The organism is Bradyrhizobium sp. 61 (assembly GCF_023073075.1).
In the GTDB taxonomy this organism is placed as follows: Bacteria; Pseudomonadota; Alphaproteobacteria; order Rhizobiales; family Xanthobacteraceae; genus Bradyrhizobium; species Bradyrhizobium barranii.
Genome location: NZ_JADPIU010000093.1, coordinates 64,936 through 82,327, shown reverse-complemented (window position 1 = coordinate 82,327; position 17,392 = coordinate 64,936). Strand labels below are relative to the sequence as shown.

Genomic DNA, 17,392 nt, shown 5'->3' with positions numbered 1-17,392 from the left:
CTCTTGTTGTTGTTGACGTCCACTCAAAGCGCTCGATAAAGATCCGCGGTCGCACGCAGCTTCGCGAGATAGTCATCGACCGGAGCCATGGCCGCAACCGCCTCCTGGTAGCTGACCTCGCTGAAGATGATGGACGATCCCGGCGCCGCCTGGCCGAGACGCCAGAGATCGGCCTGGATCACGGCAGCCATCTTCGGATAGCCGCCCGCCGTGTTGGCGTCGCTCATCTGGATGATCGGTTCACCGGCCGGCGGCACCTGCACGACACCCGCCACGACGCCATGCGAGCGCATCTCGACCGGCGTCTCCAATGTGAGCTTGTTTCCGGCGAGACGGTATCCGCCCCGATCGCTCCGGGCACTGATCTTCCAGGGTGTTGACCAGAACGTCGCCTGCATCGCCTCCGAGAACAGATCGTACTCGCCCGCCCGCATGACGCGCACCGGCAGCACGCGGTCCTTGGACGGACCATGGAGCGGAATCGCTACATCGGGCGGCTCGACGCCAAAATCCGAGCGGCCGGACGCCCCCCGCCCTGCCTCGCCAACCGGTATGATATCGCCTACCTGCAAGGCGCGCCCTTCCATCCCGCCGAATCCGGCGCGCAAATGAGTGCTGCGCGAGCCGAGCACGCGAGGTACGTCGATGCCCCCTCCGAGCGTCAGATAAACGCGTGAACCCCGCCTGGGCGCGCCGATCGAGAGGATATCGCCTGCTCTCGCCCGCCGGCACCACCACGATGGAACCGTCGCACCCGCCAATGTGGCATCGTGATCAGCTCCTGTGAGCGCGAATGGCGTGTCGGATTCGAAGCGCAGGCGGAACGGAAACGTTTGAATCTCGATGCCTGCGGCGTCATCGTCGTTGCCGAGCAACGCATTGCCGGCTGCGAGCGCGACAGGGTCCATCGCGCCGGACGCACTTACGCCAAAACGACGCGCGCCGTTGCGTCCCAGATCCTGGATCGTGTTGAAGGCGGGGCTGGCCAGAATCTCGATCACAGCTCGATCCGATCAATCCTGAATCTGACGCGGTCACCCGGCAGCATGAGCGACGGCTGCTCACGATGCGGATCGAACATCGCGATCGAGGCCCAGCCGATGGCGTTCCACCCATTTGGCCCCGTGAGCACCGCAACGCCGGTCTGCATCCCGCCAATGGTCACGGAGCCTGCCCGCATATTGAGTGACGGCACTGATTTACGCGGCATGTGAATGCCGTGATCAAGGCCGTGGAGGTAGCCAAATCCCGGCGAGCTCGCGACCGCGCACACGGTGTAGTCGCCCTCGCTGTGAATTCTGATGATGTCGCGTTCAGACAGGCCTGCGCGGTGTGCGACCGCCGGCAAATCAAAGCCGAGCTCGCCTCCATAGACGACGGGAATCTCGATGAGCTTGCCATCGGCCTTGCGCCCGGATTGACGGTGCCACAGTTCGACAATTGCGGCGCTGAGCATGCCGATATCCTCGGGCGGTTGCTCAAACGCCAGCATCACATTGGTGACGCCAATGACGGCCTCCTGAACATTTGGCCAGGATGAGAGGGCATCGGCCAAAGCCCAGATGCGTCCCTGCTGAACCAGGTCGAAATCGCCCGGCGCCTCGATCAGCATGGCGAGCGTGCCAATCAGGCTGATCTTCGGGCTTTTCTCGATCGCGCCGACAAAGGGAGCGCTGGGGTGATTAATCGACAAAAATGCCTCGCTCGTCCGACGCCCAAGGCCTCGTCAGTCGCAAATCTAGCCAAGCCCTAAAAGTCGATCCAAGACGATGTTCGTCTGCGGGTATAAGGGATGTCGATTGCCCACCGGGTAATTACTGCCGTGCAATGACGTGATTGCTCGGAGCGCCCCACCGCGCGATGACCTCCTCCCCGACCGAATAGCAAAGCCCCGCCTGCTGCGACTGATTCTGCTCGAACACGATGATCTGCTCGCCGCCGCTCGTCCTCAGATAATACTGACTGACAAACCCTCGATATATCGCCTGGTCGACCCGCGCCGCGACGCTGTTCGCTTCTGGCGTCGCGGCGCCCTGGCCGCCCCTCTCGACGACGATCGACTCGGGCCGTATCGAGATCATGGCATCAGTCGCGGAGGCCGGCATCTCGTCGACCTGCAAGCTCAGTTCCGGAGAGACGCGAATAACCGCACCGCCGCCATTTCTCTGCTCGACGCGCCCCTCGAACAGATTTGAAGCGCCGATAAATTTCGCCACGAACTTCGACACCGGGCGCTGGTAGATCTCGGTCGGCGAGCCGACCTGCTCGAGCTTTCCGTCGCGCATCACCACGATCTTGTCGGCCATGGTCAGCGCCTCGTCCTGGTCGTGGGTGACCATGATCGTGGTGAGACCCAGCCGGCGCTGCAAGGCGCGCAGTTCGACCTGCATGCTTTCACGCAAGCCCTTGTCGAGCGCCCCTAGCGGTTCGTCGAGCAGCAGCATCGCCGGCTCGATGACCAGCGCCCGGCCGAGTGCGACGCGCTGCTGTTGGCCGCCAGAGAGCTGCGCCGGGTATCGCTTTCCGAAGTTCGAGAGCTGGACGAGGCTCAGCGCCGAAGCAACTTTTTTGGCGGCCTCGGCTTTCGCGATCCCGCGCACGTCGAGACCGAACGCGATGTTCTCCTCGACCGTGAGATGCGGGAACAGAGCGTAGCTCTGGAACAGCATTCCGACGTTGCGGCGATGGACCGGGATGTCGGTTACACGCTCGTCGTTGACGAAGACGTCGCCGGATGTCGGGCGGATCAGGCCCGCGATCATGCGAAGGCAGGTGGTCTTGCCACATCCGCTCGGACCGAGCAGCGCGATCAGATGACCTGGCTCGATCGTGAGCGAGACATCGTTGACCGCGATCGTTCGGTTATATTCCTTGCTGAGGCAATCAAGCCTGACTTCGGACGACCTCATGGCAACCCCGCTCAGCTCGTGAACACCTGATTGTAGCGCTCCAACCACGGACCGCGGCGCGGAACGATGAACTTCCAGTCCGGCGTGAACAGCCCGAGATCAGCCGCCTTGGTGTCGGGATAGGCCAGGAATTTGGCCGTTTCGGGCTTGAAATCGATACCGCCAACCGAGGGCGCGCTCAGGGTCTGCTCCGACAGCATCCTGGCGACCGACGGTTCCAGGACGCGGTTGATGAAGGCGCAGCCGAGATCCGGTTCCGGCGCGTTCTTGACCAGCGTCATACTGTTGATCCCGGTGAATGCCCCCTCCTTGGGGAAAGTCATGTCGAGCGGCATGCCTTTGGCGGTGTGCGGATAGATCGCCTTGGAATATTCGATACCGCCGATCGTGGCTTGGCCCTGGGCGACTTGCAGCACTTGCGCCTCGCTGTCGTAAATTGTCAGCACATTCGGCTTCAGCGCGGCCAGCTTGTCCCAGCCGCTGTCGACCAGATATTGCGCCTCCTTGAACGGCTTGCCGGTCACGAGCGACGTCGCGACGATCAGCATCAGGACGCTCTGGGTGTTCTTGGGCGTATTCAGCAGGATCTGCTTGCGGTACTTCGCGTCAAAGATCTGCTCGTAGCTCTCGATCGGCTTCGTGACCTGCGGACTGATGAACATGGCCGCGCTCGAGATGGAGAACCCCACCCCATAGCCGTCCTCGAAAAGGTAGCGCGGATAGACCTTGGCGAGGTTCGGGATCTTGTTTGCGTCGAGCTTGTCGATCAGCTCTTCCTGCTTCGCCTGGGGGATGCCAACATCGTCCATCATCATCACGCTGAAGCGCGGCGTGTCGCGGGTAGCGCGAAGGGCCGCGATGTTGGACAGCGTCGCCCCCTCGATCGTGAAGACGCGGCACTTGAATTCGGCCTCGAACTTCGGGATGACCTCCTTCTGGATCAGCTTGCCGAGCGCGGAGTTGTAGACGCCGACGTGCAACTGCTTGGCGTCCTGCGCCGAAGCGCGGCTGATGATCGTGGGGAACGCGAGCGCGGATGCGCCGGCCTTGATGAGTGTCCTACGCGTCAGGCTCATGAGTCCAATCTCCTTCTACCAGAACACATCAGGCGGCGAGCGCGCGGCGCAGGCCAACCAGTTTCTCCAGAACCAGAACACCGACCATCGCCATCAGGATGATGATGGTCGACATCGCTGGCACGGACGGATCGAAGACGTTGACCAATTGCCGCATCAGGACCAGCGGCACCGGTGAGTACTCGGAGTTCGCGAGCCACATCGTCACCGGATAGTTGTCAAAGGACACCATGAAGGCGAACAATCCACCCGCCGCCACGCCGGAGGCGATCTGTGGCAGCGTCACGCGCCAGAAGGTCAGCAATCGCCCGGCCCCGAGCGTGCGCGCGGCGTCTTCCAGATTCTCGTCCACCAGCTGAAGGCTGGTGACGACGGTCCGGATGACGTAGGGCGACGTCACGACGACGTGCCCGATCAGAAGATTGAGCCGCGCGTCCTGAGAGCCCAGCTTTGTCAGGATCTGAAGCAGTGCCAGGCCCGTCACCAGCGCCGGGAAGATGAGCGGCGACAAAAGGAAGCCCTTGATGGCGGCAAGGCCGACGAAATCGCCGCGCACGAGCGCGAAGGCCGCCGGCACGCCGAGCAAGAGCGATCCGGCCGTCGTGCCGAGCGCAAGCAGGATGCTGAGCCGCATCGCCTCGAGGAAATCGCGATCCTGGAGGACCTTGGCGTACCATTTCAGCGTGAAGCCCTGCGGTGGAAACGTCACGAAATAGGTGTCGGAGACCGACGCCGCCATGACCAGCAGAAGCGGCGCCAGAATGAACACCATCATGCCGGCGGTGATGGTGTAGAGGATGAAGGCCCCGAAGCCCGAGAAACGCTCGTCCATTATTCGGCCCTCCTGAGACGGCGGCCTTCCAGGAGCCACATCGAGACACCGTTGACCGCGAGGACGAGGCCTACGAGGACAACGGCGATCGCGGCGCCGAACGGCCAGTCATAGACGACGAAGATCTGCTGCTCGATCAAATTGCCAAGCATGACCGCCGAGGCGCCGCCCAGGATCGCGGGAATGACGAAGGAGCCCGCCGTCAGCGAAAAGACGAGAGTGAAACCTGCGACGAAGCCGGGCATGCTCAGCGGCAGCGTCACCCGCCAGAACACCCTCCACCAGGGCGCCCCAAGGACACGGGCGGCGTCTTCGAGGTTCGGATCGATCTTGCCGAGCGCCGAGGCCAGCGGCAGGACCATCATCGGGAAGAACACGTGCAGCGATCCGATGATCACGGCCGTTTCCGTGTAGAGAACCGACAACGGCTCGCTGATGATATGCAGGGCCATCAGGATCCAGTTCAGCATCCCCTTCGGACCATTCTGAAGCACCAGTTGCCAGCCATAACCGCGGACAACCACGCTGACGATCAACGGCGCGATGACGATCAGCGTAATGACTCGCGTCACGATCGGGCGGCTTTTGACCATGACCAACGCGACCGGATAAGCGAGCACAGTTGCGAGCACCGACGTGACGATGCTGATCCTGAGCGTCGTCCAGAGTACGCGGGCATAGAGTTCGACGTCGATCAGGCGCGCATAATGTGCAAACGTGTACGGCCGCCCGATGATTCCGCGGCTATCCTGGGTCTGGATGCTCGAGAATAGTAGCTTGATGGCCGGGTAGAAGAAAAAGTAGGTTAGGAAGGCCAGCATCGGGATGGCCAGCAGCCGACCGGCAGGGTCAGCCGCCACCGCGATCCCCGCTGGGCCGCCGGTGGAGCCTCGACACCCAAAACCGCCACCGCATCGTCGCTGGTGGTCATCGCTGGCCGTCCTCGACTGTGCGATACCAAGGCCTACCCCTCTTTCAACCAAGCTTATGCGCCGGCATTCTATGGGGCCAAGAGCATCTTCGATTAGGGGTATTAAGAACGATTATGACAATTGGTTCGGCATAATGCTCCAATCTTGATCGGTAAGTGCTGCTGACAGCATCTTTCTTCCTCACCCTCCCTGGCAGCGAAGCCTCAACGTCCGGCAACCAGTCAGCGCAGGCCCTCGCAGAAGCTTGCGATGCGCCGACAGCCTTCCTTGAGCGATTCGGTATCGGTCGCGTAGGAAATCCGGAAATAGGGGCTCATGCCGTAAGCGCCCCCCGGCACGGCAGCGACATGCTGCTCCTCAAGCAGCGCCGAGATGAAGTCGGCATCGGTTTCAAGCCGCCGGCCGCCCTTCGTGGTCTTGCCGATGCAGCCAGCAATGTTGGGGAACACGTAGAACGCCCCTTGCGGCTTGTGGCAGGTGATGCCGGGAATCTGGTTGAGCAGCTTGACCACGAGATCACGCCGGCCGCGATAGATGTCAGCGCGTTCCTTCAGGTAGTCCTGCGGACCGTCGAGGACTGCAACCGCCGCAGCCTGACTTAGGGTGCAGATGCCGCCGGTCGCCTGGCCATGGGCATTGTTCATCGCCGCGATCAGGCCCTTCGGGCCGCCGCAATAGCCGACCCGCCAACCCGTCATCGCGTAGGCCTTCGACGCGCCGTTGACCGTCACAACGCGATCTTTCAACCGCGGCTCAACCTCCGCGATGGTGCAGAACTCGAAACCATCATAGGTCAGATGTTCATAGATGTCGTCAGTGAGAATCCAGACGTCGGGGTGCTTCAGCATGACGTCTGCAATCGCCCGCATCTCCTCGCGCGTGCAGGCCGCACCGGTCGGATTGTTGGGAAAATTCAGGATCAGCCACTTGGTCCGGGACGTGATCGCCGCCTCCAGATCCGCCGGCCGCAGCTTGAACTGGTTATTCTCTGGGCAAGGTACCGCGATCGGGGTCGCCTCGGCCAACTGCACGATGTCAGCATAGGTGATCCAGCCCGGCGCTGGAATGACAACCTCGTCGCCGGCATTGCAGGTGGCGAGCAGCGCATTGAATATGATCTGCTTGCCGCCATTGCCGATCAGGATCTCGTCGAGCGCGTAATCGAGATTGTTCTCGCGCTTGAACTTGCGCTGCACGGCAGTCCTCAGCGCAACCGTACCCGGCTGCGCCGGATATTTGGTGTCGCCCGCCAGCGCGGCCTGATGAGCAGCCTCGATCGCATGCGGCGGTGTCGGAAAGTCGGGCTCGCCGGACGAAAGGCCAACGATCTTGACGCCTGCGGCGCGAAGGTCGCGCGCCTTGTCCGTCATCGCCGCCGAGGCCGATATCTTCACGGTCTTCAGGCGATTTGCGAGTTCAGGCATTGTCAGCTCCAGTTGTCATGTCTTGCACAGGTGCGGCCTCGGATCGGCGCGCGAATTGGAGGCCGCCGACGACCTGGAAGGTCGGGATCACCTCGATCATCGCGACGTTCATGGGAGTCGGAGCTCCGACCGCAAACGCGATGGCGTCGGCAATGTCCTCGGACTGGAGTGTCTCGAAGCCGGCGACGAAGCGCGCATCCGGATTCTCGACCGCGTTCTGGTTCTGGAAGATGCTCGTCGCGACACGCCCGAGTGAGATTTCGGTAACCCGCACGCGCGTCCCGTAGAGATCGACGCGCAGCTGCTGTGAGAGCGAATGAATTCCGGCCTTGGTGGCGTGATAGGCCACGGATGAATTGAAGGTCGTCGCATTCTCGCCGAAAGCGTAGTGGCCGGCGATCGAGGAGATGTTGACGACGTGGCCGCGATCGCGGCTCGCCATGCCGGGCACGATGAGCCGCGTCAGGTGCAGGACCGCGCGCAGGTTGACGTCGACCAGCGTATCGACATCATCAGGCGCCATCTCCAGGATGGTGCCGCGCCGCGACTGGCCGGCATTGTTGATGAGGATGTCGAACGCGACCAAAGCCGCAAGTTGCTTGACAGCGCCCAGATCGTTGACATCGATCTCGCAGACGCGGCATCCAGTCTCAGCCGACAGCCTGGCCAGCCGCCGCGCATCGCGCGCCAGCGCGTGAACCTCCATTCCCTCGGCGCAGAGACGCCGGACCGTCGCAGCCCCGATGCCAGAGGATGCGCCCGTTACGAGTGCCGTTCGGTAGTCCGAAAATCCCATCCGCAGGGCTCTTTTGCAGTCAGCCAGAGCGTGCGGAAAACTAAGTGCGCCGGCCTATACGGGCATAGAGCGGATTTGTTCTGCCCTCATAAGGACATCCAATATGTCCGCCAGGCCTCCTTCGTTCGGTAGCTATAAGCACGCGCGATGCCGGCAGAGTGGATTTCTCTTACTCGCTTCCGGGCAGGTCCCCTTAGATGTCGCGAGACTGTTTGTTCATCGGGAGAACGCGCAATGCTGGACGTCGACAACCGGATTGTCATGGTCTCGGGCGCCTCGCGCGGCATTGGACGTGCCGTCGTCGACCGGCTGCTCGCATCGGGCTTCCGTGTCTCGGCCGGGCTACGCGACCCAAACCGGCTCGCGGAGAGCGAACGGCTGATGACGCACCGCTATGACGCCGAGGATGCGAACAGCCCGCTCGCATGGGTCAACGCAACGGTCGCGCGATGGGGCGGCGTCAATGCCATCGTCAACGCGGCTGGCATCAACCCGAGGGTCCGCGTTTCCGACGAGGGCGAGAACGCGCTGGACGAGATGTGGCGCGTCAACGTCAAAGGACCTCTGCGCCTCGTGAGAGCCACCCTTCCCCATCTGGCCGTGTGCGGTCATGGGCGCGTCGTCAACCTGGGATCGCTCGCGGGAAAGCGCGTTGGGAGCAATGTCGGCTACGCGATGACAAAGTTCGCCGTGGTCGCCCTCACCCACGGCATTCGCCGCGAGGGGCGCGCGGCGGGCATTCGGGCCACCGTGATCTGCCCAGGCTATGTCGCCACCGACATGACGCTGAACGACGACGAGATTTCCCGCCACGAAATGAGTCAGCCCGGCGATATCGCCCAGCTGGTCGAAACCGCACTCATGCTGCCGAACAACGCGTCGGTTTCCGAGATGCTCGTGCACTGCCAGTTCGAGTCGATGCTCTAAGGCCTACCGGAAGCGCCTCGCGAGGGCGAAACGCAGATCGGATGCAGCCCGCCCCTTCCACCGAGGCGCATTTTGACTCCATGCCCTAATTGGCGGCGATGAAAGTGTCCGGATGCAATTATCATCGGATCATCGTTACCCGCTATCGGCGCCCGAACCCCCCGCCGCCCGGCGTTTCCAGAGTCAGCCGCGAGCCCGGTGCCGCTACGAGCGTTTCGCGCGGGTCGATCGGCGCACCGTCCAGCAACACACGGCCGGTCGCGCCCGGTTCGCCGCCCAGCAGGCCGGGCGCGGCCGTGCGCAAGCGATCTGCCATGAACGACATCGCCACAGGTTCATCGGCCAGGAGATCGAGCTCGAAGACCTGTCCGTCGCCGCCACGGGTCTTGCCCGCTCCGCCGGTACCCCGCCGCAACGCACGACGCACGATCCGGATCGGCGCCTGGGATTCGATGACCTCGATCGGCGTGTTGGCGAGGTTGCTGGGGAAGCTCAGGGCCGGCAGCCCGTCCCCTTTCGCGCCCGCCCCCTGACCGCCGTTGAGGAACAGCGTCGAGGCAAAGCGCCGGCCTTCATGCGCGCCGGCCAATTGCACACACCATAGCGGCGATCCCGCAGCAGCGCGGACACGGTCTGGAACCACCTTTGCGAGCGCTCCCATCACCGCGGTCGGCAGCAGATGGCCCGTCATCGCACGTGCGCTCACCGCCGCAGGGAATTTCGGATTGAGGATCGAGCCCAACGGCGCCGTCGTCGTGATCGGCCGGAACGAGCCGTCATTATTCGGGACGGTCGGCGCAAGCACGCATTTGAGGGCATAGGCCGTATAGGCAAAGGTATAGATCGGCACGACGTTGATGGCGCGCGGCAGCTGCGGAGACGAGCCGGTGTAGTCGACCGACAACGCATCGCCCTTCACCGTGATCCGGCACCGGATCGTGACGGGCTCTATGAAGCCATCCACCCGCGCCTCATACTCGTAGTCACCGTCCGGCAGCGCCTGGATGGCGCTGCGCATGGCGGATTCCGATCGCGTATGCATCTCCTTGCCGACCGCGACGAGATCGCATTCGGTCTCGTCCAGCATCTCGAGCAGGCGCTGCGCCAGCATGCGGTTCGCCGAGACCTGCGCCCACAAATCGCCGAGTACCTGATCCGGGATGCGCACGTTGCTCTCGATCATCTCGATCAGCGTTTCGTTGATGGTGCCGGCGGCGATCAGCTTCATCGGCGGGATACGCAATCCCTCCTCATAGAGATCGCGATTGCCGGGCGAACGAAGGCGCCCGCCGATATCGGGCGAATGCGCGACACTGCCGGCGAACCCCACCAGAACGCCGTCCCGAAACACCGGCATCGCGATGCTGATGTCGGGAAGGTGCCCCGTGCCGAGCCAGGGGTCGTTGGTGATCATGATGTCGCCGGGCTTCAGCGTCTCGCGCGGAAATCGCTTGAGAAAATGCCGTACCGTCTCGGGCAGCGTGCAGATGAACGAGGGAATGCTCTGGCTCGATTGCGCCAGCAGCTGGGCGTCGCGATCGAGCAGCACGACGGCGTAGTCGTTGGATTCACGCACAATCGTCGAGAACGACGTCCGCACCAAGGTTGCGGCGGCCTCGTCGACAAGGCTGACCAGCCTGGTCCAGAGGATCTCAAGCGAAATGGGGTCAATCATCATTCGCCTCCCAAATGGATCAGCACGCTGAGATCACCCAGCACCTCGACATCGGCTGCGACCGGCACGACGATGGTCGATTCAGACTCCTCGAGGATCAGCGGTCCACGCAACCGCGTCCCGCTGCCGAGCGCGTAGCGGTCGTAAACCGGCACGTCCGCCATGCTATCGGCTTGCGTGCAGAGGATGGCGCGGTGGGCCTTGGGCTTCGCCCCAGAGGTCGCGCTGCCTTTGGGCCAGACGAAACGCTTGATGTCCTGCCGCGTCGCGCCGACGATGCGCCAGGTCACGACCTCCAGCGATCCCGCCGGCAGTACGCCGCCGTAGTTGGATTCATAGGCCTTGCGGAAGGCGGCATCGAGCTCGCTCGCAAAGGCTGGGCTGATGCTTCGCCAGGGGAAGGCCACCGTGAGATTGGCGCCCTGCCCGACATAGCGCATCTCGACGGAAATCTGCCACACGACATCGGCCGGACTCGTCAGCGCGGAGTTGAGCTCCTGCTCGGCCTCGCGCTTGAGGTTTGCAAGCGTCGTCGCAAGGTCCTGCCAGTCTACAGTTTCCAGACCTTGCGGCTTGGACCAGGAGCGGTCGACGCGGATCGGCGCGGCAAGGAAGCCGAGGCACGAGCCGGTCCCGGCTGCGATCGGGAACAGGACACGGGGCACGCGCAGCTTGCGAGCGATCTCGACCGCGTGAACGGGACCTGCACCGCCTGTCGCAACCATGGTGAAGCGCCGCGGATCCTGCGCCTTTTCCGCAATATGCACGCGGGCCGCAGCCGCCATCGCCTCGTTGACGACGTTGAAGATGCCCTTGGCGACCTCCAGCGGCTTCAACGACAGACGATCGCCGAGACGCTTGAGCGCGGCCTCGGTGGCGGACGCATCGAGCGTCATCCGGCCCCCCAGGAAGAAGCCGGCATTGAGATAACCGAGCATCAGGTCGGCGTCGGTCACCGTCGCGCTTTGGCCACCTCGCCCGTAGCAGGCAGGTCCGGGATCGGCTGCGGCGCTGTCCGGTCCGACCGTCAGCAGACCGAGGTCGCTGATGCGCGCGATGCTACCGCCACCTGCTCCGATCTCGATCAGGTCGATACTGGCGATCAGAAGCGGCAGGCCGCTCCCTTTCTTGAAGCGGCGAACCCTGGCGGCCTCGAACGTGTGCACGACCGAAGGCACACCAGCCACCACCGTACAGATCTTTGCGGTGGTGCCGCCCATGTCGAAGGCGAGAACATCGTCGAACCCCGCGGCGCGCCCGGCATTGGCCGCGCTCAGCACACCGCCAGCCGGGCCCGATTCCAGCGTCGTGATGGGAACCTCGGCTGCGATGCCTGCCGAGGTCGAGCCGCCGCTCGACACCATGATACGCAGCGGCGCGTCGATGCCGGCCTGCCGCAGCCGCGCCGACAGCTCGTTCAGATATTTTGCGACGATCGGCTGGACGAAGGCATTGGCCGTGGCCGTCGTCGTCCGCTCGTACTCGCGGATCTCGCGGGCAACCCGGGACGACAGCGAGATTGCGACATCGGGCAAGGCAGCCCGGAGCGCATCACCGACGCGGATCTCGTTCTCGGGGTTGACGCAGGAATGCAGGAACGAGACCGCAACGGATTGGGCACCGGATCGCCTGATCTCCTCGACGACGGCGTCGATCTCCGCCTGCCCCGGAGCGGCAAGAACGGCGCCGTCAGCAGCGATCCGCTCTGCAAGCTCGAACCGGTGCTCGCGTTCGACCAGCGGCTTCGGCATCTGGATGTCGAGATCATAGAGATCGTAGCGCACCTCGCGGCCGATATCGATGACGTCGGCGGTGCCTGCGGTCGCAACCAGCGCGGTCCTTGCACCCTTGCGCTCGATCAGCGCGTTGGTCACCGGGGTGCTGCCATGCACGACTTCGCTCACAGCACCCGACGGGCTGCCGCTTCCGTTAACCTGACGAACCGCGGCCAGCAGATCGTCGACCACATCGGCAAGCGCCTCGCCCGGATCGGCTTGAGTCGTCAGGCGTTTGGCCAGCCGCACTTCGCCTGTGGCTGCATTTTCAATGACGCCGTCCGTGAACGTGCCGCCAATATCGATCGCAATCCGATAGCTCATGACTGTCGTCCGCAAATTCCCTGGTTCGTCGTATGTCCCACGATGTTCATCAGCGTCCTTCAAACCTCGGCTTACGCTTGGCGGCGAAAGCGGCCCGGCCTTCGCGATAGTCATGGCTGGCATAGACCTCGTCAGCCAGCTTCTGACAAAGCGCGAGGTCCGCGGGCGCGTCGCGTCGCAGTGCCTCATTGATGGTCGCCTTTGCGGCGGCGAGACTGAGCGGCGCGGCCATGGCAAGCTCACCCGCGAGCTCCGCGACATCGCGGAGAAGCGCCTCACGCGAAGAAGCCAGCCGATGCACAAGGCCGATATCCGCAGCGCGTGCGCCGTCGATCTGACGCCCGCCCAGAACCATCTCGCGCGTGCGAGCCGGCCCGATCACGTCGAGCACCTTGACCATATCCTCGTAGCGATATGGCAGTCCCAGCTTGACGGCGGGCACCGCGAACCGCGACGCCGGCGTGCAATAGCGGAAGTCGCACAGCAGCGCGAACTCCAGTCCGGCCCCAAGGCAATAGCCGTCGATCATGGCGATGGTCGGCTTCAACAATTTCGCAAGGCGTTCGCAGACGCTGCGTTGCAGATCGTTGTAGTGTTCGATCTGCGCCGGCGTGCTGCGGACCTGATCGAACTCGGAGACATCATTGCCGGAGCAAAAGGCCCGCTCTCCGGCTCCGGTCAGAATGAGGACGCGTGTCGCCTGGTCCGCTGCGACCTTCTGCAACAGCTCCGGCAGCGTCCGCCACATCGCGAAATTCATTGCGTTGTGTTTTGCCGGATTGTTCAGTGTCAGCGTTGACACCCCGTCGCTTGTCGTGAGCTGCAAAGACTGCAAGGTCATTTCATCGGTCCCGCAAGCCTAAATGACATTCTGCGCGCGCAAGGCGGCGATTTTCTCGGATGGCACGCCGAGCTCTTTCAACACGGCATCCGTGTGCTCGCCGCGCTCCGGCGTCGGTTCGGCCCGCCGCGTCCCGCGGCTGAGAGAAACGGGGCTGCGCAGCAGATCGAGCGCGCCGAGCCGCTTGTGCTGCACCCGCAAGCACATATCGAGCGCATCGACCTGCGGATCGGAGAACATCTCGTCGACCCCGTAGACCGGACCACAGGGCACCCCGGCCTGGTTGAGGAGACGGACCCAATGGCCGACCGGCTCCTGAATGAAACGCTCCTGAAGGATCGCATTCAACGCGTCCCGGTTCTTCGAACGCAACTCTTCCGATGAGAACTCCGGCCGATCCGCCACATCGCCAAGCTCCAGCGCAGAGCATATGCGGCGCCAGATGGATTCGCCGCCGCCGGCAAGGTTGAGCACACCGTCACGCGCACGAAACAGGCCGGCCGGAATACTGGTCGGATGGTTATTGCCGGCCTGCCCCGGACGTTCCTTGTCGATCAGCCAACGCGTCGCCTGGAAATCCATCATTGCGATCTGCGCTTCCAGGAGAGAGGTGTGCACCCATTGCCCCTCGTCAGATGCCTCGCGTTCCAGCAACGCAATCAGAATGCCGATGGCGGCGTAAAGCCCCGTCGACAGGTCCGCGACCGGAATGCCAGCTCGCACCGGCCCTTGCCCCGGCAATCCCGTCACCGACATCAGCCCGCCCATCCCTTGCGCGATCTGATCGAAGCCGGGACGGCGCGCATAGGGTCCGAACTGCCCGAACCCAGATATGCTGGCAAGCACGATGCGCTTGTTCTCGGCTCTGAGGCTGTCGTAGTCGATGCCAAGACGCTCCTTCACGTCGGGGCGGTAATTCTCGACGACCACGTCCGCCTGTGCGACGAGCGCATAGAACAGCTCGCGCCCTTCCGGCCGCTTGAGATTGAGCGTGATGCTGCGCTTATTCCGGTGCGTATTCTGGAAATCGGAGCCATCGCGTTCGCCGCCCATGCCCTTCGAGCTGTCGACGGCCTCGGGTGCCTCGATCTTGATGACGTTGGCACCCCAGTCGGCGAGCTGACGGACCGCAAGCGGGCCCGAGCGAACCCGCGTGAGATCGAGGACAGTGAAACGCTGAAGAGGCATGGACACGGCGTATTCCTAACGGTGCGCACTCAATCGATCTTGACTTGCGCGGTTTCGATGACGTCATTCCACTTCACGGTCTCGCTGGCGACGAACGCCTTGGCATCCACCACGCTGTTGCCGACGATCACCGCGCCGAGCTTCTTGAAGCGCTCGATCACGTCGGGCTCTGTGAGAATCTTGCAGATGTCAGCGTTGAGCTTCTCGACCGTCGCGGGCGGAACGCCGCCGGCAACGGCGATGGTGAACCAGGCCGTTGCGTCGTAGCCGGGAACGCCGGCCTCGGCGATGGTCGGCAGCGACGGCAGGCTCGGAGAGCGGGTCGCACTGGTAACGCCGAGCGCCCGAACAGTGCCGCTCTCGATAAACGGCAGCGCCGTCGGCAAATTCTCGACCATGAGCTGGATCTGGCCGGCGACGAGGTCATTCAGGGCGGGAGCGCTCCCCCGGTAAGGCACGTGCGTCAGATCCACCTTCGCCTTCAGCTTGAACAGTTCCGCGATCATGTGGGTCGAGGAGCCATTGCCGGCCGAGCCGAAATTGAGCGCGCCGGGCTTCTCCTTCGCCAGAGCCAGGAACTCCTTGACGTCCTTCGCCGGAACGGAAGGATGCACGATAAGCACGTTCGGCACCTCCGCAAGGATCGTGACCGGCTGGAGATCCTTGTTCGGATCGTACGGCAGGGTCTTGTAGATCTTGCTCGCGGCATGAATCCCGATCGTGCCGAGCAACAGGACCGAGCCGTCGGCCGGCCCGCGTGCCACCGAATCCGCGCCGATATTGCCGCCGCTGCCCGGGCGGTTTTCAACAACGATCTGGTTGCCGGTGAGCGTGCCGAGCTCCTGCGCGACGATCCGTCCGAGAACGTCGGCGGTGCCGCCGGCCGCGAACGGAACGATCATGCGCATCTGACCGGCATGAGCCAAAGAGAGGTCGAAGGGACAGCACAGGACGAAGGATAGGACGACCGATATCAACCTCACCGTTGAGGCTCCTTTTCAAAGGGTGGCATCTATCCCGGCACGGCCCGCGCACACCGAGCGGACCGGAAGCGATACTAGACAGAGCGCTGCTATCGCGACCAATCAATTTGCGAGGCTGTACTATACGGAAATGATATACATGGCCTCAGGGCCGGCCGGCGACCGTCGGTCCAGCGGACAGACCGCACGCGCGGGGTCGAACGTTCAGCGCTTGCCGCTTCGGGACGGCCGTGCGTTGTTTCTGAACTGATCGCCGATCTGCGCGATGAACTCGGAAGCAAGGGCCGACATCGAGACGTGCCGTGGATAGGCCACGAATATCTTGACGCCAATTGCCGGCTTGACGGGGACCACGCGCAACCGGTCCGAGAAGACGGACGCGATGTAGGGATTGACCACGCCTATGCCGGCGCCGACCTCGGCGAGACGGCAAATGGTGGCCGAATACGTCGTTTCGATCACCGAGCTCGGCACCACCTTCGCTTGCGCAAGCGCACGCCGCCACTCGTCACTCAGATCGTCCTGCCGGTCCAGCGTCAGCAACGTCTCGGACTGGAAATGGCGTGGCGTAACGTGGGCATTCGTCGCCAGCCGGTGCGAACGGCTCATCACGCAAACCGCGGCCACCTGATCAACGACCTTGGTCTGGAGCTGTGCGCACCCTCCAGCTGGAGCGAGTTGGTGGTGACGCCGAGATCGTACAGCCCGTTCAACAATCCCTCGCGGACGTCGTAGGAGCTGATCGTCCGGAGGGTGATGTGAACGTCAGGCTGGCGCACCTTGAATCTCGCCATGACGGCCGGCATGACGCTCATGCCGAGCGCCGGTGTACAGGCCACGCGCAGCCGCCCGATGCCTGAGCGCCGCAACAGCGCCACTGTCTCCTCGATGGCCTCGAGGCCGAGAAAATTCCGCTGCACGGCCTCGAACAGCATAACCGCCTCCGGCGTAGGTCGCAGCCGGCCACGATCGAGCTCGAACAGCTTGAGCTTTGCCGCCGACTGAATCTGCGCGAGCGAACGGCTGATCGAGGGCTGCGTCGTGTTGAGCATGTTGGCAGCCGCGATCGTCGTGCCGGTAAGCATGACCGCGCGGAAAGCCTCGATCTGACGAAAATTCAGGCGCGCCGACACACCCCGAGCCCCGGTTATGACGATGCGCCATATATCCACGGGACGGGACTGCATGACAACCGTCGTTACGCTAGCGATATTTCGCACGACGTTGAACTGACCGGGCCAGGCGCGCCCCAACTCCCGATCAGCTTGCCGTCCTGCATGAAGACTGGCGCGAATGGCAACCCAAGAACTGCCGCGCCAAGCTGCGTTGCGCCGTCGTTCGACTTTCCGTCCACCTCTGAAGCAGCGGATGCGCGGATCTGCGGTGCCCGCCTCGCCCCCGTTCCTTGAAGCTCCCTCGTACAGTTGCAGATCGGATGAGGCCCCACTTCCCGGGCCTGCTTAGGTTGGCCGACGCAGGATTTTTCTTGATCTCCCGGTGCACACGTCGTGCACGCGCCGCCTTCTAACCAACTGAAAATATTGAACTCTCACTCCAATCCATCATGGGCAAGTTTGAGCTAACTGCGGACGAGAATATCGAAGCCAATCAAAGGTGGTCCGGTTTGCGCCAAGAGCTGCCTTCCACACCTGCTCGCGCTTTGACCTGAAGGGGATTAAGCCGCTGATATACGAACCGCTCGCTTTGCGT

General features: G+C 63.2%; 16 protein-coding genes. 1 reads left to right on the top strand and 15 read right to left on the bottom strand.

Annotated features, from left to right (window positions below):
* Positions 1-23 precede the first annotated feature (23 nt).
* The 8 genes from IVB46_RS38325 to IVB46_RS38290 all read right to left on the bottom strand — a co-directional run bounded on the left by IVB46_RS38325 (position 24) and on the right by IVB46_RS38290 (position 7,969).
* Positions 24-1,001 (bottom strand): biotin-dependent carboxyltransferase family protein, encoded by a 978-nt coding sequence (locus IVB46_RS38325; RefSeq protein WP_247345094.1) that lies wholly within the window; start codon positions 999-1,001, stop codon positions 24-26.
* Complete coding sequence (pxpB, locus tag IVB46_RS38320; RefSeq protein WP_247345091.1) at positions 998-1,693, bottom strand: 5-oxoprolinase subunit PxpB; 696 nt, start codon at positions 1,691-1,693, stop codon at positions 998-1,000. Before pxpB ends, IVB46_RS38325 begins: the two co-directional genes overlap by 4 nt.
* Before the next feature lie 121 nt (positions 1,694-1,814).
* A complete protein-coding gene (locus IVB46_RS38315; RefSeq protein ID WP_247345088.1) occupies positions 1,815-2,909 on the bottom strand; it encodes an ABC transporter ATP-binding protein in 1,095 nt (364 codons plus the stop codon).
* Positions 2,910-2,920: 11 nt separating this feature from the next.
* Positions 2,921-3,985 (bottom strand): extracellular solute-binding protein, encoded by a 1,065-nt coding sequence (locus IVB46_RS38310; RefSeq protein WP_247345085.1) that lies wholly within the window; start codon positions 3,983-3,985, stop codon positions 2,921-2,923.
* Positions 3,986-4,013: 28 nt separating this feature from the next.
* Positions 4,014-4,817: an ABC transporter permease gene (locus IVB46_RS38305; protein ID WP_247345082.1), complete on the bottom strand. Its 804-nt coding sequence runs from the start codon at positions 4,815-4,817 to the stop codon at positions 4,014-4,016.
* Positions 4,817-5,677 (bottom strand): ABC transporter permease, encoded by an 861-nt coding sequence (locus IVB46_RS38300; RefSeq protein WP_247345079.1) that lies wholly within the window; start codon positions 5,675-5,677, stop codon positions 4,817-4,819. The genes IVB46_RS38305 and IVB46_RS38300 overlap by 1 nt, the downstream gene beginning before the upstream one ends.
* A gap of 293 nt (positions 5,678-5,970) precedes the next feature.
* Complete coding sequence (locus IVB46_RS38295; RefSeq protein ID WP_247345075.1) at positions 5,971-7,173, bottom strand: pyridoxal phosphate-dependent aminotransferase; 1,203 nt, start codon at positions 7,171-7,173, stop codon at positions 5,971-5,973.
* The gene (locus IVB46_RS38290; RefSeq protein WP_247345072.1) at positions 7,166-7,969 is read right to left on the bottom strand and encodes an SDR family oxidoreductase; all 804 of its coding nucleotides are present in this window, start codon (positions 7,967-7,969) and stop codon (positions 7,166-7,168) included. The genes IVB46_RS38295 and IVB46_RS38290 overlap by 8 nt, the downstream gene beginning before the upstream one ends.
* 234 nt (positions 7,970-8,203) lie before the next feature.
* On the opposite strand from IVB46_RS38290, the gene IVB46_RS38285 reads away from it, so the two are divergent.
* On the top strand, positions 8,204-8,896 hold the full coding sequence (locus tag IVB46_RS38285; protein ID WP_247345069.1) for an SDR family NAD(P)-dependent oxidoreductase: 693 nt from the start codon (positions 8,204-8,206) through the stop codon (positions 8,894-8,896).
* A 142-nt stretch (positions 8,897-9,038) separates the two neighbouring features.
* Here IVB46_RS38285 and IVB46_RS38280 read toward each other — a convergent pair whose 3' ends face one another.
* The 7 genes from IVB46_RS38280 to IVB46_RS44780 all read right to left on the bottom strand — a co-directional run bounded on the left by IVB46_RS38280 (position 9,039) and on the right by IVB46_RS44780 (position 16,869).
* Positions 9,039-10,571 (bottom strand): hydantoinase B/oxoprolinase family protein, encoded by a 1,533-nt coding sequence (locus IVB46_RS38280; protein WP_247345066.1) that lies wholly within the window; start codon positions 10,569-10,571, stop codon positions 9,039-9,041.
* Positions 10,571-12,670 carry a hydantoinase/oxoprolinase family protein gene (locus tag IVB46_RS38275; protein WP_247345063.1) on the bottom strand — a complete coding sequence of 700 codons (2,100 nt, stop codon included), beginning with the start codon at positions 12,668-12,670 and terminating at the stop codon, positions 10,571-10,573. Before IVB46_RS38275 ends, IVB46_RS38280 begins: the two co-directional genes overlap by 1 nt.
* A 49-nt stretch (positions 12,671-12,719) precedes the next feature.
* A complete protein-coding gene (locus tag IVB46_RS38270; protein ID WP_247345060.1) occupies positions 12,720-13,511 on the bottom strand; it encodes an enoyl-CoA hydratase in 792 nt (263 codons plus the stop codon).
* An 18-nt stretch (positions 13,512-13,529) separates the two neighbouring features.
* On the bottom strand, positions 13,530-14,699 hold the full coding sequence (locus IVB46_RS38265) for a CaiB/BaiF CoA-transferase family protein (protein WP_247345252.1): 1,170 nt from the start codon (positions 14,697-14,699) through the stop codon (positions 13,530-13,532).
* A 29-nt stretch (positions 14,700-14,728) separates the two neighbouring features.
* Positions 14,729-15,682, bottom strand: coding sequence for a tripartite tricarboxylate transporter substrate binding protein (locus IVB46_RS38260; protein ID WP_247345056.1), 954 nt, complete (start codon positions 15,680-15,682; stop codon positions 14,729-14,731).
* Between the two features lie 204 nt (positions 15,683-15,886).
* On the bottom strand, positions 15,887-16,291 hold the full coding sequence (locus IVB46_RS44785; protein WP_253075437.1) for a LysR substrate-binding domain-containing protein: 405 nt from the start codon (positions 16,289-16,291) through the stop codon (positions 15,887-15,889).
* Positions 16,291-16,869: a LysR substrate-binding domain-containing protein gene (locus IVB46_RS44780; protein WP_253075436.1), complete on the bottom strand. Its 579-nt coding sequence runs from the start codon at positions 16,867-16,869 to the stop codon at positions 16,291-16,293. Before IVB46_RS44780 ends, IVB46_RS44785 begins: the two co-directional genes overlap by 1 nt.
* Positions 16,870-17,392: the final 523 nt, after the last annotated feature.